The organism is Peribacillus sp. FSL H8-0477 (assembly GCF_038002765.1).
In the GTDB taxonomy this organism is placed as follows: Bacteria; Bacillota; Bacilli; order Bacillales; family DSM-1321; genus Peribacillus.
Genome location: NZ_JBBODE010000001.1, coordinates 1,769,529 through 1,785,510, shown reverse-complemented (window position 1 = coordinate 1,785,510; position 15,982 = coordinate 1,769,529). Strand labels below are relative to the sequence as shown.

Annotated in this window: 21 protein-coding genes; 13 read left to right on the top strand and 8 right to left on the bottom strand. The window is 39.9% G+C overall.

Annotation, left to right across the window (positions count from 1 at the left end):
• The first annotated feature begins 42 nt into the window (after nucleotides 1-42).
• Nucleotides 43-966, top strand: a complete 924-nt coding sequence (lipA, locus tag MHI18_RS09135) for a lipoyl synthase (RefSeq protein WP_340847049.1) — start codon at nucleotides 43-45, stop codon at nucleotides 964-966.
• Between the two features lie 56 nt (nucleotides 967-1,022).
• On the opposite strand, the gene MHI18_RS09130 is transcribed toward lipA, so the two are convergent.
• Nucleotides 1,023-1,655: a YhcN/YlaJ family sporulation lipoprotein gene (locus tag MHI18_RS09130; RefSeq protein WP_340847048.1), complete on the bottom strand. Its 633-nt coding sequence runs from the start codon at nucleotides 1,653-1,655 to the stop codon at nucleotides 1,023-1,025.
• Nucleotides 1,656-1,769: 114 nt separating this feature from the next.
• On the opposite strand from MHI18_RS09130, the gene MHI18_RS09125 reads away from it, so the two are divergent.
• Nucleotides 1,770-2,042, top strand: a complete 273-nt coding sequence (locus MHI18_RS09125) for a YutD family protein (RefSeq protein WP_040374912.1) — start codon at nucleotides 1,770-1,772, stop codon at nucleotides 2,040-2,042.
• 39 nt (nucleotides 2,043-2,081) lie between these two features.
• Here the strand turns inward: MHI18_RS09125 and MHI18_RS09120 are convergent, their stop codons facing one another.
• Complete coding sequence (locus tag MHI18_RS09120; protein WP_445669960.1) at nucleotides 2,082-2,330, bottom strand: cytosolic protein; 249 nt, start codon at nucleotides 2,328-2,330, stop codon at nucleotides 2,082-2,084.
• Nucleotides 2,331-2,377: 47 nt separating this feature from the next.
• The gene (locus MHI18_RS09115) at nucleotides 2,378-2,644 is read right to left on the bottom strand and encodes a DUF3055 domain-containing protein (protein WP_340847046.1); all 267 of its coding nucleotides are present in this window, start codon (nucleotides 2,642-2,644) and stop codon (nucleotides 2,378-2,380) included.
• 155 nt (nucleotides 2,645-2,799) lie between these two features.
• Here MHI18_RS09115 and MHI18_RS09110 point away from each other — a divergent pair, with 155 nt between their 5' ends.
• Together MHI18_RS09110 and MHI18_RS09105 are read left to right on the top strand one after the other, a co-directional pair.
• Nucleotides 2,800-3,237, top strand: coding sequence for a DUF86 domain-containing protein (locus tag MHI18_RS09110; protein ID WP_340847044.1), 438 nt, complete (start codon nucleotides 2,800-2,802; stop codon nucleotides 3,235-3,237).
• Between the two features lie 22 nt (nucleotides 3,238-3,259).
• On the top strand, nucleotides 3,260-4,024 hold the full coding sequence (locus MHI18_RS09105; RefSeq protein ID WP_340847043.1) for a TIGR01457 family HAD-type hydrolase: 765 nt from the start codon (nucleotides 3,260-3,262) through the stop codon (nucleotides 4,022-4,024).
• A gap of 79 nt (nucleotides 4,025-4,103) precedes the next feature.
• Here MHI18_RS09105 and MHI18_RS09100 read toward each other — a convergent pair whose 3' ends face one another.
• The gene (locus MHI18_RS09100) at nucleotides 4,104-4,598 is read right to left on the bottom strand and encodes a phosphatidylglycerophosphatase A family protein (RefSeq protein ID WP_340847041.1); all 495 of its coding nucleotides are present in this window, start codon (nucleotides 4,596-4,598) and stop codon (nucleotides 4,104-4,106) included.
• A gap of 144 nt (nucleotides 4,599-4,742) precedes the next feature.
• Here MHI18_RS09100 and yutH point away from each other — a divergent pair, with 144 nt between their 5' ends.
• The 6 genes from yutH (at nucleotide 4,743) to thrB (ending at nucleotide 11,262) form a co-directional block, all read left to right on the top strand.
• Nucleotides 4,743-5,744: a spore coat putative kinase YutH gene (gene yutH / locus MHI18_RS09095; RefSeq protein WP_340847040.1), complete on the top strand. Its 1,002-nt coding sequence runs from the start codon at nucleotides 4,743-4,745 to the stop codon at nucleotides 5,742-5,744.
• 101 nt (nucleotides 5,745-5,845) lie between these two features.
• Entirely contained in the window at nucleotides 5,846-6,856 is a 1,011-nt protein-coding gene (locus MHI18_RS09090; protein ID WP_340847039.1) for a 2-hydroxyacid dehydrogenase, read from the top strand.
• Nucleotides 6,853-7,764, top strand: coding sequence for a L,D-transpeptidase family protein (locus tag MHI18_RS09085; protein WP_340847038.1), 912 nt, complete (start codon nucleotides 6,853-6,855; stop codon nucleotides 7,762-7,764). The genes MHI18_RS09090 and MHI18_RS09085 overlap by 4 nt, the downstream gene beginning before the upstream one ends.
• A 209-nt stretch (nucleotides 7,765-7,973) precedes the next feature.
• Nucleotides 7,974-9,272 (top strand): homoserine dehydrogenase, encoded by a 1,299-nt coding sequence (locus tag MHI18_RS09080; RefSeq protein WP_340847036.1) that lies wholly within the window; start codon nucleotides 7,974-7,976, stop codon nucleotides 9,270-9,272.
• Nucleotides 9,269-10,330: a threonine synthase gene (gene thrC, locus MHI18_RS09075; RefSeq protein WP_340847035.1), complete on the top strand. Its 1,062-nt coding sequence runs from the start codon at nucleotides 9,269-9,271 to the stop codon at nucleotides 10,328-10,330. The genes MHI18_RS09080 and thrC overlap by 4 nt, the downstream gene beginning before the upstream one ends.
• Nucleotides 10,327-11,262 carry a homoserine kinase gene (gene thrB / locus MHI18_RS09070; RefSeq protein ID WP_340847034.1) on the top strand — a complete coding sequence of 312 codons (936 nt, stop codon included), beginning with the start codon at nucleotides 10,327-10,329 and terminating at the stop codon, nucleotides 11,260-11,262. The genes thrC and thrB overlap by 4 nt, the downstream gene beginning before the upstream one ends.
• A 47-nt stretch (nucleotides 11,263-11,309) precedes the next feature.
• On the opposite strand, the gene MHI18_RS09065 is transcribed toward thrB, so the two are convergent.
• Nucleotides 11,310-11,546, bottom strand: coding sequence for a NifU family protein (locus tag MHI18_RS09065; RefSeq protein ID WP_040374902.1), 237 nt, complete (start codon nucleotides 11,544-11,546; stop codon nucleotides 11,310-11,312).
• Nucleotides 11,547-11,677: 131 nt separating this feature from the next.
• Here MHI18_RS09065 and MHI18_RS09060 point away from each other — a divergent pair, with 131 nt between their 5' ends.
• Nucleotides 11,678-12,010: a YuzD family protein gene (locus tag MHI18_RS09060; protein ID WP_340847033.1), complete on the top strand. Its 333-nt coding sequence runs from the start codon at nucleotides 11,678-11,680 to the stop codon at nucleotides 12,008-12,010.
• Between the two features lie 35 nt (nucleotides 12,011-12,045).
• Here the strand turns inward: MHI18_RS09060 and MHI18_RS09055 are convergent, their stop codons facing one another.
• A complete protein-coding gene (locus tag MHI18_RS09055) occupies nucleotides 12,046-13,113 on the bottom strand; it encodes an NAD(P)/FAD-dependent oxidoreductase (protein WP_340847031.1) in 1,068 nt (355 codons plus the stop codon).
• Nucleotides 13,114-13,362: 249 nt separating this feature from the next.
• Between MHI18_RS09055 and MHI18_RS09050 the strand changes: the two genes are divergently transcribed.
• Together MHI18_RS09050 and MHI18_RS09045 are read left to right on the top strand one after the other, a co-directional pair.
• Nucleotides 13,363-13,599, top strand: coding sequence for a YuzB family protein (locus MHI18_RS09050; RefSeq protein WP_040374899.1), 237 nt, complete (start codon nucleotides 13,363-13,365; stop codon nucleotides 13,597-13,599).
• 135 nt (nucleotides 13,600-13,734) lie between these two features.
• The gene (locus MHI18_RS09045) at nucleotides 13,735-14,097 is read left to right on the top strand and encodes a HesB/IscA family protein (RefSeq protein ID WP_040374898.1); all 363 of its coding nucleotides are present in this window, start codon (nucleotides 13,735-13,737) and stop codon (nucleotides 14,095-14,097) included.
• 41 nt (nucleotides 14,098-14,138) lie between these two features.
• On the opposite strand, the gene MHI18_RS09040 is transcribed toward MHI18_RS09045, so the two are convergent.
• Both MHI18_RS09040 and MHI18_RS09035 read right to left on the bottom strand, forming a co-directional pair.
• A complete protein-coding gene (locus MHI18_RS09040) occupies nucleotides 14,139-14,780 on the bottom strand; it encodes an SDR family oxidoreductase (protein WP_340847030.1) in 642 nt (213 codons plus the stop codon).
• Between the two features lie 119 nt (nucleotides 14,781-14,899).
• Nucleotides 14,900-15,892 (bottom strand): NAD(P)/FAD-dependent oxidoreductase, encoded by a 993-nt coding sequence (locus MHI18_RS09035; protein WP_340847029.1) that lies wholly within the window; start codon nucleotides 15,890-15,892, stop codon nucleotides 14,900-14,902.
• Nucleotides 15,893-15,982: the final 90 nt, after the last annotated feature.

Genomic DNA, 15,982 nt, shown 5'->3' with positions numbered 1-15,982 from the left:
GAGATATTTCCTATTATTTACAAGAAGAATGGAGTGTGGGGTATGGCGACTAAAGAAGAACCGCTTCGGAAACCGGCGTGGCTGAAAATTAAGCTCAACACAAATGAAAACTATACGGGTTTAAAGAAAATGATGCGTGAAAAAAATTTACATACAGTTTGTGAAGAAGCGAAATGTCCCAATATCCATGAATGTTGGGCAGTAAGGCGGACAGCTACCTTCATGATTCTCGGAGCTGTTTGCACGAGAGCTTGTCGTTTCTGTGCGGTTAAGACAGGTTTACCGACAGAATTAGATTTAGCAGAGCCAGAGAGAGTTGCTGATTCTGTTGCTGCGATGAATTTAAAGCATGCGGTCATTACGGCTGTCGCTCGGGATGATTTAAAGGATGGAGGCTCGGTAGTATTTGCAGAAACAGTTCGAGCCATTCGCAGGAAAAATCCTTTTACATCCATTGAAGTGCTTCCTTCCGATATGGGAGGGGTATACGAAAATTTAAAAAATCTAATGGATTCGAAACCAGATATTCTCAATCACAATATTGAGACGGTACGTCGTTTATCCAATCGAGTTCGTGCGCGTGCTAAGTATGATCGGTCTTTAGAACTGCTGCATAGAGCCAAGGAGATGTATCCAGATATCCCAACCAAATCAAGTTTAATGATTGGGTTAGGTGAAACAAAGGAAGAAATTCTTGAAACCATGGATGATTTATTGGCGAATAAGGTAGATATCATGACAATTGGACAATATTTACAACCGTCAAAAAAACATCTTAATGTGCTTAAGTATTTCACACCAGAAGAATTTAATGAGCTTAAGAAGATAGCTATCCAGAAGGGCTTTAGTCATTGTGAAGCGGGGCCAATGGTCCGTTCGTCTTATCATGCAGATGAGCAGGTAAATGCAGCCGCCAAACAAAAACAGTTAAAAGGTGATGCAATGCTCATTAAAGAAGAAGTATAACAGCGAAAAAAAAGCCCCCTTTTTAAACGGGGGTTTTCTAAATTTTATCCAGTTGATTACATGGACGTTTCACCTTTCATTTTGCCATTTTCGTTTTCCCCATCAGAAAGCCTATTGCCTTGTGGTGACTTTAACATCAATTGAATAATGGAATTGATTGCCGGATCAACATCACGACTTTGAGTAGAAAGAAGTGAAAAGTCTTCAATATCACGAGCCAGCACATAATTATCACTGACATATATATGATAGTACCGCGGGACTGCAGAGGCAGCCGTCCGTTTAACTTGATCAGCTGTCATAAAGCGGTTAGAAGTATCTGTGGAGTAAACCACTAATACTTTTTCGTCAGTCACTAAAGTAGATGCTTCTTTTACATTTGGCAGTTGGACAGTGAGTTGAGTAATAATGGATGCAAGTTGTTCACGATCAATCGTTGGTGTTTGGTTGTTGATTTTCTTCCCATTGATGGTGGCATTGGTTAAATGAGTAAAACCAAAATCCTGGGGAGAATTATCTTTGTTTTGGTAATCTTCATCATAAATCGTAGCTGGAGAATTAATTTGGCTAGGATTTGCTTGATTACGCCCCTTTTCCATACTCTCATTGGACTCGTGATTGTTGTCACTAGAACAACCCGTTAAGGCTATAATAGAGCTTAAGCTGACCGTTAAGATTGTTTTTTTCAAGTATTAGCACCCCCTATTACATATCATGGACAGTTTTATCTAAATTTCGCTTAGAAAATCATGGAGAATACGTTATAATTTAAGGAAGAAGTTATAAGCTGCGAGGTGATGAACATGATTAGCATCAATAATCTGAACTATGAAATGGTAGAAGAACAAAGGGACGGATATAATGAAGAAGCTTTTCTAGCTAGATACAGTGAGATATTGACTAAGTATGATTATATAGTCGGTGATTGGGGCTATGGTCAATTGCGGCTTCGCGGGTTTTTTGATGATCAAAATCAAAAGGCAACCTTCGATACAAAAATTAGTACATTATCAGAGTATCTGTATGAATACTGTAATTTTGGATGTCCCTATTTCGTAATGAAAAAGGTTAAATAATCAAGGAAGCTGTCATTGACAGCTTCCTTTTATTATTGTTTATGTTTTTTTAAGATCTTCAGGTACAGCTGCACCAGGGTATTTTCTTGGCAGGTTTTCATGCAGCGATTTGTTTTCATAATTAAAAGCACTTTGGAATGATTGTCCTTCTTTCCAATTTGAGCTTTTGTTTTCAACTGGTGAATCTGCTCCTCGTGAAGAACCGTATGAACCTTCTGAAAATTCTTCTGGTATCAGGGAATGACGTTGTTTTTCAACATTGAGGAAATCATGATAATTCTCTGTCATTGGTATCATCCTCCCTTTATAGGATGTCCATTCTATGAGGGAGCATGCTAAACGATTTCAGTTAAGAATAAGTGCAGTTCTTCTGCTTCTTCAGCAGAAATTTGAAAGGCATGTTCAAGGTAGCCTTCTTCATCTAAATCATCAGGACCGATAATCGCAAAACGGTTGCTTTGCATATCAAGAATAAGTTTTTTTCCATAAAACCGATCAGTCATTACAATAGCTAAGTCATAACGGATTTCTCTTCCGACAAAGCTGGCAAAACGTGTTTTCGTATCTACGAGGTCATTGTATAAAAAATCAAACGTTTCCATAACAATCCCTTCTTTCCGCTATTTTCTTTTATCATAACAATCCACAGCCGTATTTAATAGCAGATTCGACGGTAAAGGACTGAATTATGGTATCATCAAGTGGCGGGTAAGGCATGAGTGATTTATGACTAACCAGAGAAAAGGGGTTTGTGAGAATGTATTTTGTGGATAGAGAAAGAATAGAAATGTTGTTAGCTTTTCTAGAAAAACAGCTTGCTTCCTATCGTGAAATTAAGAATTGGGAAGAACGTCAATCAAAACTTGCTTTAGAAAGAATCATACAAACATCCATTGATGCCGTACTAGATACGGGTAATGCAATGATTGATGGATTTATTATGCGGGACCCCGGTAGTTTTGAGGACATTATTGATATTTTACTCGATGAAAAGGTAATCACAAATGAAATGGCTGTCCAATTCAAACATTTACTGCCGCTTCGAAAAAAACTAATTCAGGATTATCTGGAATTAGATTTTACAGAAACGTCCGTTGTATTTGAAGAAAATTTGGAAGCGTTTGTATTATACCCTCGTCACATCAGAACCTATTTACTAAATGAATTAGGACCAGTATCTGCTTTTAAAAACTAAACAACTGGTTGGAGGTTATCGATTGAAACACTATAAAGGTTACCTTATTGATTTAGATGGAACAATCTATAGAGGAACAGAGAAAATTGAAGATGCTGGTGCTTTTATTGAGGGTCTGGTCAAACGGAAGATTCCCTATTTATTTGTTACGAATAACTCTTCAAGAACACCTGAGCAGGTTGCCGAAAAATTACGTGCATTTGGGATAGAAGCAAAGGATGAACAAGTTTTTACGACTAGTATGGCCACAGCTAATTTTATTGCAGAACGAAAAAGCAATTCGACTGCTTATGTAGTCGGGGAAGAAGGAATTATTGCCGCTCTTCAAGCAAAGGGGATTCACTTAACGGATGAAAAACCAGACTTTGTCGTTATGGGGATTGATCGTGGTATCAATTATGAAAAACTGACAAAAGCTTGTCTGGCTGTTCGAAATGGTGCATTTTTCATCTCAACAAATGCTGATATTGCTTTGCCGACAGAACGTGGTTTTCTGCCTGGAAACGGCTCAATCACTTCGGTGGTCACGGTCTCAACCGGCGTGCAGCCCGTGTTCATTGGTAAACCAGAATCAATAATTGTAGAACAGGCACTGAAAGTGTTAGGTATCAGCAAAGATGAAACGATTATGGTCGGTGATAATTACGACACGGACATCCTTGCAGGAATAAATGCTGGAATGGACACCTTACTTGTCCACACAGGCGTGACAACAAAAGAACATTTGACTAAATATAATGTTAAGCCAACACATGTACTTGATTCTCTTGATCAATGGGAATTTTAACAGATAACGTTAAGCCGGTCCAATAGGGCCGGCTTTATTTAGTTAAAACCGGATCCTTAATCAGAAAACGAACGCGGGTTTATTCTGCGTTTTCATCTCGGTGCGCAAGACGGCTTGATGCGGCGGCAGCGATGGCACCGACAATATCATCTAGAAAAGTGTGAACCTTCCCGCTGCTCTTATCATTGAGATGTTTGAGGATTCCTGGCTTCAGTTTATCGACATATCCATAATTAGTAAATCCAATTGAACCATAGACGTTAACGATTGAAAAAGCGAGAACCTCATCGACGCCATATAGACTTTCGTCTGTTTCGATTATCGCTTGAAGAGGCTGCTCTAGCATGTTTTGCTCAGCAAGCATATCCAATTGAATACCGGTTAAAATTGCATTTTGAACTTCTCTTTTAGATAAGACACGTTCGACATTATGGATACAATCTTTTAACTGTAAATTTTCATGGTAACTAGATTGTAAAAACATCACGAGCTCTGCAATATCTTTTATCGTTACTCCACGCTCCAGCAGCCATCTTTTTGCTGTCTGTTCAGATACATTAACTTTTTCTGTCATGTAATCACCCGTTTCTCCAACAATTTGTACAGCAAAGCGCTTATTATCAAAATGTATTCTAAAATTTAGAAAATCATTCAGAAATCCTTCTCTTTCATCATATGTTTAAGTAGTGAAGCCACTTCTAAAAAAAGGCGGGGGAATATGATTGAGCAAACGATCTTTGATCAGTATGGTATTACTGTAGATAGGGAAGAGAAAGGAAACAGATACCCAGCCTTCCGTTCGGGCGATGCCATTTACAGCATCATCCCATTAGAAGAAGTGAACGAGGCGGAGTTAGCTGAAAGACAACAAATGTCTGAGCATTTAGCTCTTCAGGGAGATAGGTATGTCTCACGATTTATTCTTTCCAAAGAGGGGAGTTATATTTCCGTAACGGAAGGTCAATTATTTTTATTGCTGGAGAACACCTCTCAAGAAGAGGGGAGAAGCACACAAATGGGCAGGAAACTGGCCAAGTTTCATCACCGGGCACGTTCCATTTCGACACCGATTAAGGAGTGTTCTAGAGTGGGTGAGTGGAAAGGTCTTTGGGAGCAAAGAATTGACCAGCTGGAAAGAATGTGGAATGACAAGTTAGTTGCACATCCGAATAATTCGTTTGAGAAACAATTTATTGAAAGTTTTCCTTACTATATGTCCCTTTCAGAAAACGCAATCCAATATTTGGTAGATACTGAAATCGATGATACACCTGTTATGACGGATGGTGGAACCGTTTGCTATGAAAGGTTTACCAATGATATCTGGAGTGGAAAGCCTTGTATCAAGAACCCATTTGATTGGGTATTTGATCATGGAAGCCGAGATATAGCTGAGTGGACAAGGGAACAGTACTTTGCAAAACCACTTACCCATCAGCCGGAAATTACAGAATTTATGAATGATTACCAAGCACTCGGCACGCTATCAAGCTTTTCGGCACGCTTACTCTATTCACGGCTGCTCTTCCCTATTCATTATGTAGAAACCATTGAGGAGTATTTCTCGAACCCGAAAGAGTCTAGAGCAAATGAATTGGAAGATAAGCTGAATGGCTATACAGATACAGCTCATTATTATGAGGAATTTTTAAAGCGATTTTATGAAATTGCTCAAGTTCCCGCAAGGCAGTTAAACATCCCATCCATTAGTTGGCTGTAGAGAACATAAAAAGAAAATTTAGAAAATTTACTTAATCTGTTTTCCACCCTTTTTTACTATGTTATGATAACGATAACCAGACACGGAAAGGGGATTACAGAATGAGTAAACCGTCCGTTTTTATTACAAGGAAAATGGTACCTGATGTTATCGAGAACTTAAAGAAACAGTTTGAAGTTAGAATATGGGACTCTGAAGAAGATGCAGTTCCCCCGGAGATTTTGCTTGAAGAGGCAAAAAAGGTCGATGCACTATTCATCACGATTTCAGATAAAATTGACTACAGCCTCTTAGCGCAGGCTGAAAATTTGAAGGTAATCGCTAATATGGCAGTAGGCTACGATAATATTGATGTGGAAGCTGCAAATTCTAAGGGAATTGCTGTATGTAATACCCCAGATGTTTTAACGGATACAACGGCGGACTTCACCTTTGCGCTTTTAATGGCAACGGCGAGAAGGATAGCCGAAGGTGCTGAAACAGTTAAGCGGGGAAACTGGCAATCGTGGAGTCCGTTGCTACTAGCTGGTCATGATATTCATCATAAAACATTAGGAATAATTGGGATGGGAGAAATCGGCGAAGCGGTTGCTAGACGGTCCCTTGGATTTGAAATGGAAATTCTCTACCATAATCGGAGCAGGAAGCCAGTAGCTGAGCAGCAGCTAGGGGCTGTTTATTGCAGATTCGAAGAATTACTGGAACGTTCCGATTATGTTGTCTGTATGACTCCCTTAACAGACGAAACCGAGAATATGTTTGATGCGGGAGCATTTAAACGCATGAAGGATTCAGCCATATTTATTAATACGTCCAGAGGGCGTGTTGTTGACGAAGACGCATTACATAAAGCGCTTGTTCAAAGGGAAATAGCCGGGGCAGGACTGGATGTATTCACAATTGAGCCCATTGGTTCTGATCACCCATTGGTTTCATTACCGAATGTGCTTGCTACTCCTCATATAGCAAGTTCAAGCATAGAAACAAGGATAGAAATGATGACCTTATGTTCAGAAAATATCAGCAGAATTTTAACTAGAAGGAAGCCTAAAACATTAGTTAATAAAGAGTGGTTGTCAGCAAAAGAAGATTTTGGAGGATTGTCTAATTGAAAAAAAGAATTATTTTTACGTTCATACTGTTCCTTTTCATTCTGAGTATAAGTCAACCAAAGGAAACATTAGCTGCTGAATGCAGCAAGACTGCTTTTAGCATTATTTTAAAGGAAAAAACGGACTTGAAAGAAAAAAAGGACCCTGCATCAGTCACCGTGAAAACGCTGGCGAAAGGGAAACAACTAGCTGTGGTCAAGCGGAAACACAGTTGGTACCATGTTTGTTATAATAACCGTCCTGTATATGTTAAAGCCCATTCTGCAAAAGAAGTCTTCACCGTAGATGAGAAAGGAATCATGAACAAGGCTCTTAAGGAAAAAGGTGCAAAACAGATTTTGACTGTCATTGGAGAAAAGAATACCAGTACAAGTGCCGCCATTCGAGCATATGAAAACAAGTATGGGGAGTGGCGAAGAGTATTAATTAAGATGTCTGGGGTCGTTGGTAAAAAAGGCTTCACCAATCAAAAAAGTGAGGGTGATGGAAAAACCCCAATAGGAATGTATGCATTTGGGACAGCCTTTGGAAAAACAAAAAAACTTGATTCGATAACGTGGCCTTACAAAAAAACGACGAAGAATGATTTTTGGGTAGATGATCCAGCATCAAAAGATTATAACAAATGGGTGCGTTACACAGGTAATCCAGATAAAAAGTGGAAATCTTATGAGGTGATGAATCATCCTCTTTATAGATACGGAGCTGTGATTTCGTATAATATGGACCCTGTTATTAAAGGGAAGGGCAGTGCCATTTTCCTTCATGTCTGGCGGGGTAGAGGAACAAGTACCGCTGGATGTGCGGCAACAACAGAGAAAAATGTTGTTCGTATTCTTTCTTGGCTTGATCCTGCAAAAAATCCACAGATTGTTTTGTCTTCAAAAACTAGCCTAAAGAATTTATAGGTAAATTTGAAAGTAGTGCTTTCCTTAATGGAAAGCACTTTTTAAAAAAAGAAATTTCAGTGTATTCTGCTAGTTTAACGAGGATTCGAACAGAGTAATGAGGAAAATGGGGAGTCACCTATTGAAATTTTAGAAAAATAAATTTATAATGTCTACTATAGAAAAACAAATGTTTTTAATGGATATACAGACGGCAGGGGGAAACGGAAATGAAAACTATCTCAATTGGCCTACTAGGACTCGGAACGGTTGGATCTGGAGTAGTAAAAATCATAGAAAGAAATCAGGATAAGCTAATCCATCAAATCGGCTGTCCCGTTCGAATAAAGAAAATTCTTGTCAAAAATCTGAATAAGGATCGTGATGTGGAAGTTCCTGAAGGGAAGCTTACTTTGAATCCTGCGGATGTTTTAAATGATCCGGAAATCGACGTCATTATCGAAGTCATGGGAGGTATTGACGAAACGAGAGGCTATCTTTTAGAGGCTTTGAAAAATAAAAAGCACGTAGTAACGGCTAACAAGGATTTAATGGCTTTATATGGTTCAGAGCTGCTGACAGTTGCCACTGAAAATCAATGTGATCTATTCTATGAAGCTAGTGTTGCAGGAGGTATCCCGATTTTACGTGGGCTTGTAGATGGATTATCGTCAGATCGGATTACAAAAATGATGGGCATTGTGAATGGTACCACCAATTTTATTCTTACGAAAATGAGTAAAAATGGCAGTGCCTACGAAGATGTATTAAAGGAAGCACAGGCACTTGGATACGCAGAAGCAGATCCAACTGCGGATGTCAGCGGACTAGATGCTGCGCGTAAAATGGCGATTCTTTCTACGTTGGGATTCTCAATGAATATCGATCTAGCAGATGTGAAGTATGAGGGGATCACGGGCATTTCGGAGGAAGATTTAGTATATAGCAAGAGGCTCGGATATACGATGAAGCTTATTGGTTTATCTTCTAGAGATGGAGATAAGGTAGAGGTAAGTGTTCAGCCTGCCTTGCTTCCGGAACATCATCCTTTAGCATCTGTAAACAATGAATATAATGCGGTATATGTCTATGGAGAAGCGGTAGGGGAAACGATGTTTTATGGTCCTGGTGCAGGAAGTCTTCCAACAGCTACAGCCGTAGTATCTGATCTCGTATCTGTTATGAAGAATATGAGATTAGGTGTAAATGGACGAAGTGCTGTTTCGCCTCAATATTCAAAAACGCTTAAGAAGCCTTCAGAAGTTAAGGCGAAGTTCTTTTTCCGTCTGCATGTAAAGGACGAAGTGGGAGTACTTGCAAAAATCACCACACTATTTGCAGAACATGGTGTCAGCTTTGATAAAATACTGCAATTGCCGATGGAGGAAGAGCATTCGTCAGAAATCGTGCTTGTAACACATCGCGCAACTCTTGAAAATTTTGAAAAAATACAACAAAAAATGAATGATTATGAAATGGTAAAAGAAATCAAAAGCACGTACCGTGTTGAAGGGGAGAATGGAAAATGAGTTGGAACGGACTGTTAAAAGAATATATAGACTATCTGCCAATCAATGATCAAACACCTGATTTATCCCTTCATGAGGGCAATACTCCTCTTATTAAATGTAACAACCTTTCTGCGGAATGGGGAATTGACCTTTATGTAAAATATGAAGGGTTAAATCCAACAGGCTCTTTTAAGGATCGCGGCATGGTAATGGCCGTTGCTAAAGCAATTGAAGAGGGCAGTGACGCAATCATTTGTGCTTCCACTGGAAATACGTCTGCTGCTGCGGCTGCGTATGCGGCTAGAGCAAATATACGTTGTATCGTCGTCATTCCAGAAGGAAAAATTGCCATGGGAAAACTAGCCCAAGCGGTCATGTATGGAGCTGAAATTATTTCGATTGAAGGTAATTTTGATAATGCGCTGCAAATTGTCCGTAATATCAGTGAGATTGCGCCTATTACACTAGTTAATTCGGTTAATCCTTACCGGATTGAAGGACAGAAAACAGCGGCTTTTGAGATTGTAGATGTTTTAGGTCATGCACCTGATATTCTAGCCCTTCCAGTAGGTAATGCTGGAAATATTACGGCCTATTGGAAAGGCTTTAAGGAATACAATGAAAAGAAACAGACAGGGCTTCCAGAGATGAGAGGATTTGAAGCCGAAGGTGCAGCGGCGATTGTACACAATCGTGTGTTTGAGGAACCAGAAACCATTGCTACAGCAATCCGAATTGGAAATCCTGCAAGCTGGAAATTTGCTGTAGAAGCGGCTGAAGAATCAAACGGTAAAATCGACGAAGTTTCTGATGCAGAAATACTAGAAGCTTATCACCTGTTAGCGAGTAAAGAGGGGATCTTTGCTGAACCAGCTTCATGTGCCTCGATTGCTGGAATTCGTAAACAGTTGGCCAGCGGAGAAATCAAACGCGGTTCTAAAATCGTTGCTGTATTAACTGGAAATGGCCTGAAGGATCCGAATGTGGCTGTTGAGACGAGTTCAATCAAAGCGGAACTGCTGCCAATGGATGAAAAAATCATCATTGAGCATCTGCAGGGTGCGGTAAAAGTATGAGTGAAGAGGCAATGTTTTCAATCAAGGTTCCAGCAAGTACTGCAAATCTAGGACCAGGATTTGATTCAATTGGACTAGCGCTTGCGCTGTATTTAGAGGTCCGTGGAAGCTTTTCGGAAAGGTGGGAAGTGATACCTCTATCAGAAGATCTTAAGGTATTTCCTGCCGATGAAACGAATTATATTGTCTCAATCGCTAAAAAAGTGGCTGAAGCCTATAATAAAGAACTAAGGCCATGCCGTATGACCGTTTGCAGTGACATTCCATTGACGCGTGGATTAGGAAGCAGTGCATCTGCAATTGTCGCTGGAATTGAACTTGCCAATATTGCAGGCAATCTGCATCTATCTGCAGAAGAAAAAATCCGTCATGCATCCCTATTGGAGGGGCATCCAGATAATGCTGGGGCATCCGTTACTGGTGGACTTGTTGTCGGCTGGCATTCGGAGGAGGAAACACATGTAATATCCTATCCTTTAGAAGGTATTAAGGTGATTGCAGTTATTCCAGATTATGAGCTTCGGACAGACGATTCACGCAATGTCTTACCAAAAAGCTTAGGGTACCAAGATGCCGTGTTAGCCAGTGCATCAGCGAATGTTCTGCTGACGGCGCTATTAACACGTAATTGGGAGCTAGCTGGGGCAATGATGAAGAAGGATCGATTTCATCAGCCATATCGTAGTACGCTGGTGCCTCATTTGTCCAAAGTTGAAGAAGCAGCAAGGGATAGTGGTGCTGTCGGAACAGCACTAAGCGGGGCTGGACCTACGGTATTATGCCTCGTGGAGGAGGAAAAAGCCGGTCAGGTTTTGGAGTGTTTGGTAACTACTTTTCCAGCATACACAGTGCAGCTGATTAATATTGATAATGAAGGAAGCAAGGCAATGGTTTTTGCACAAGGAGATGGAATAGAGACAAGTAAAAAATAAAACAAAAAGCTGGCCTATACAGGCCAGCTTTACTATATTGAAGTTACTTAGAATACTTGTTCAACTTCCACTACGCCAGGAACTTCCTCAAGAAGAGCGCGTTCAATACCGGCTTTAAGGGTAATTGTAGAACTTGGACAGCTGCCGCATGCGCCAAGAAGACGTAATTTAACGATTCCTTCATCTACGTCTACAAGCTCACAGTCACCGCCGTCACGAAGAAGAAACGGACGAAGCTTATCTAAAACTTCTTGAACCTGTACTTCCATTGTCTGTTCAGACATTGCAATCGACTCCTTTCATACTCTTTATTATAATGCTCAGGAAGCAAAAAATCCATCTGTAACTACGTATAAAATTTTCAAACAAGCCTTATTTTTAAATTCAGAAGAATAAAGTTAGGGGATGCTAAATAATGAATTACAAAGAGACTGAAGTACAAGTATTTGGAGCGGAACAGGTTTGCGCAAGCTGTGTAGGAATGCCTTCATCTAAAGATACGTATGAATGGCTTGGAGCTGCACTAAATCGGAAATTCCCAAACCAACATATACAAATGAACTATTTTGATATTGACAGTTCACATGATAACCCTGTGATTCAGCAATTTGTAAACAGAATAATTGAAGAAGACCTTTTTTATCCCATTGTCTTAATAGAGGGAGAAATTATGGGGGAAGGCAATCCAAGGTTAAAAACCATTGCTGCTAAATTAAAAGAATATGGCTATGAAGAAGGATCAGAATAAAAACAAGCTTGCAGAAAGTTTCTGCAAGCTTAGGGTTATCCTCTATGATTTTTGTACATCCAAAGAATGCCTGACTTTAAGAGACGTGCCACTCGTCCAGTAATTGGACGTTCGGCTACTAGCCCAAAGCCTTGCTTCTTACCTAAAGAGCCTAATGTCCCTTTAAGCTTAATCAATGGGAAGCTCTCAGGAAGTGGTTGATTCGCCCATTTTTTTTGAAGGACCTGAACGATTTGTTCGGCTTGTCCTTCTGCTAACTGTGCACTTGGAGCATGTGGAAGACTCGCGCAATCTCCTACTACAAAAACACTGTCGTCGGTTGGAAGAAAGTGCTGTGGTGTAAGAATAGCCCGGCCTTGTTTGTCTTTTTCAATGTCCATTTCTCTGACGATTCGATTCGGCCGGATTCCAGCTGTCCAGACAACTACGTCACTCTGTGTAGGCTGATCATTATTATAAAGAATATTTTCTTCTACTTTTGTAATATTTGCATGGTGGACTATTTCTACACCATGCTTTGTGAACCATGATTCTACATACGTGTACAGTCGTACAGGAAACGTAGATAGAATATGCGGACCACGATCAAACAGTTTCACTTTTAGATCAGGACGGCTTTCACAAAGCTCACTAGCGAGTTCAATTCCGCTTAACCCTCCGCCGACAATCGAAACCGTTCCCCCAGAACCAAGATTATTTAATGCTTGGTATGTACGGCGTGATTTGTCTATTGTTTGAATGCTGTACGTAAACTCATCTGCACCTGGAACACTGTGATATTTATCTTCACAGCCAAGACCGATAACAAGATCATCGTAAGGCACTGGTTCTTGATTTGAAAGAATGACTTGTTTATGTTCTAAGTCTATAGATTCAATTTCACCATACACTTTCTCAAGTCTTGGATGATCAGGAAACCCCACACGTATATGCTGATCTGGAATTGTTCCAGCAGCTAGACCGTAGAATTCTGTTTTTAAACTATGGTAAGGATTACGATCAATAAGTGTAATGGACACTTCGTCCGGAAGATGTCCAGGAAGCAATCGCTCAAGGATTCGCATTCCTCCATACCCTCCGCCTAGTATGACTAAGTTCTTCATGTATAATTCCCCTTTGTGCAACTAAGAGTCACTACTCAATACTGAGCGCAATTTACTCTCGTTGCAGATATTTCCCCTAAATCCCCGTTTGTCCGCGCATTTACTGCATTATATACCACTAAAAAGTATATCTAAATTGTCGATAAATCACAACTAATTATATAACAATTTTGATAATTGTAAGCTAAATGAATTGACTGTTTAGAAAAAAAGGGATAGGATAATCTGTTAGTAATGTGAGGTGAGAGTATGAAGCCTATAATTGAATTTTGTATAAGTAACTTAGCCAGCGGAGCACAGGAAGCTTTAGAGCAATTAGAACGTGATCCGAATTTAGATATTGTGGAGTATGGATGCCTCAGTCAATGTGGAAAATGCGCGGCAAGTCTTTATGCTTTAGTGAATGGTGATCCTGTTTCTGGAGAAACAACAGAAGAGCTGGTTAGTAATATTTATCAATACCTTAAAGACAATCCAATGTTCTAAATGAATGGTGATCATAGATAAGTTTGCTTTTTAAAAAGATATTCCTATTTTTGGATCGGAAAGTTGAGAAGTAACTGATTTTCAGTATATACTAATAGAGAAACATTCCTCATCAAACTTAAGGGAGGGTTTTAAATGAGTGAAGTAGTAACAATTACAGAAGCTGCGGCTTTTCAAATAAAAGAAATGATGAAACACAATGAAGAAGAAGGTTCCTTTTTACGGGTAGCTGTAAAAGGAGGAGGCTGCAGCGGTCTTTCATATGGTATGGGCTTTGAACAAGAAGCTGGAGAAAATGATCAGCAGCTTGAACAGTTTGAAATCAAAATCCTAGTCAATAAAAACGATGCTTCGATTTTAAATGGCACGGCTATTGACTACAAACAGTCGCTAATGGGCGGCGGTTTTACCATAGAGAATCCGAATGCCATCGCTTCTTGCGGTTGTGGATCATCTTTTAAAACAGCGAAGAATGAAGGAACACCAGAAAGCTGTTAATACAAAAAAGAGGCACCTGAAATCATTTCAGGTGCTTTTTTTTATAGATCAGAAATGGCTTCTTTGATTGGGACATTCCCATTCAGAATTTCAAAGGTTTGATTATACGTTTTTTCGTCTTCTAGGGAAGAAACGATAACTTGTGCAACATCTGCTCGAGAAATCTTTCCTTTCGGATCTTCAAGTTTATTCTGTGCAATAATTTTCCCTGTACCTTCTTCATTCGTTAATGCGCCTGGACGAACAATCGTATAGGTTAGTCCGCTTTGCTTAAGATGCTCATCGGCATCAAGCTTTGCTTTGAAATAGTGCTGCATGCCTTCTGGTCCTTGTTCCGGTGTGTCAGATCCAATCGCACTTAACATGACAAAGCGTTTTACTCCCGCTTTTTTTGCTGCATTAATTAAAGAGATGGCCCCATCACGATCAACGGCTGTCGTTTTGTCAGGGCCGGTTTTTGGACCAGAACCAGCTGCAAAAATAACTGCAGAGACACCTTGGACTGCTTGATCAAGATTTCCCTCGAGATCGGCCAAGACTGGTTCGCCGCCCGCTTTTTTGATATCCTCAATTTGTTCTTCTTTTCGAATCATAGCGAGTGCCGTATGATTTTCTTCTTTAGCTAATAAGCTTACAATTTGTCTGCCTGTTGTTCCATTTGCTCCAGCTACTAATACTTTCATATGGAAACACCCTTTCATAAATTACTTATTTATTTTTTACCCTCTATAAAAACAGGTAAACAAAAAGGAACCAAGTAGAAGGGATTTTTCATCCTCCACTTGGTTCCTTTCATCAATTCTTAGAACATTGACGTACTATGCATCGGTTGGATTCGAGCCTTTGGATCAATATACTGCTTGGCGTTATTGACGGCCGTAGGTGCTTCGCCAAAGCCGCTGGCAATAAGTTTCACTTTGCCATCATAGGTACAAATGTCGCCGGCTGCGTAGATGCCTGGAATACTCGTTTCCATTTTTGAGTTCACAACAATTGTATTTTTTTGAAGTTCGAATCCCCAATCTTTAATTGGTCCAAGAGAGGATACAAAACCGTAATTCCCGATGACTGCATCGACATCGATGACTTCCTTATCTTCACCATTTGCACCCTGCACGACCACTTGTGTAATGGCTTCGTCGTTACCAAGGAATTCAGCAGGGATAAATGGGGTTTTAATTTCAACATTTGATTTTTTTAAATTCTCAACACTATGTTCGTGTGCTCTGAATTTATCTCGACGATGAACGATTGTTACTTTTTCAGCGATGGGTTCAAGCATAAGCGCCCAATCAACTGCGGAATCTCCTCCACCGAATATCACCACTTTTTTGCCGGCAAAATGATTTAAATCATCGATGAAGTAATGAAGGTTTTTCCCTTCGTATTTAGCCGCTTCTTCCAATTCAATTCTGCGTGGTTGGAACGCTCCGTTCCCAGCTGTGATAATAATGGCTTTTGTAAAATGTGTACCACCATTAGTTGTTATCTTAAACACACCATCAGCTTGTTTTTCAACGGTTTGAACAGCCTCTTCAAGTACCACAGTTGGTTCAAATTTAGACATTTGCTGCTTTAAATTATCGACAAGCTCCTGTGCCCGTACTTTTGGAAAGCCTGCAACGTCGTAAATGTATTTTTCTGGATATAAGGCGGATAATTGCCCGCCCAGCTGTGGCAGACTTTCTATAATTTTCACAGACGCCTGTCTCATACCGCCATAAAAAGCGGTAAATAAACCAATAGGGCCGCCTCCGATAATTGTTATATCATATACTTTTTCATTCTCTTCCAAGCAAAATCCCTCCGATAAAAATACGAAATTTATTTTTCTATCTTATCATATATAATCAAGAACGAAACGCAAAAACCTCTATATTCAGAA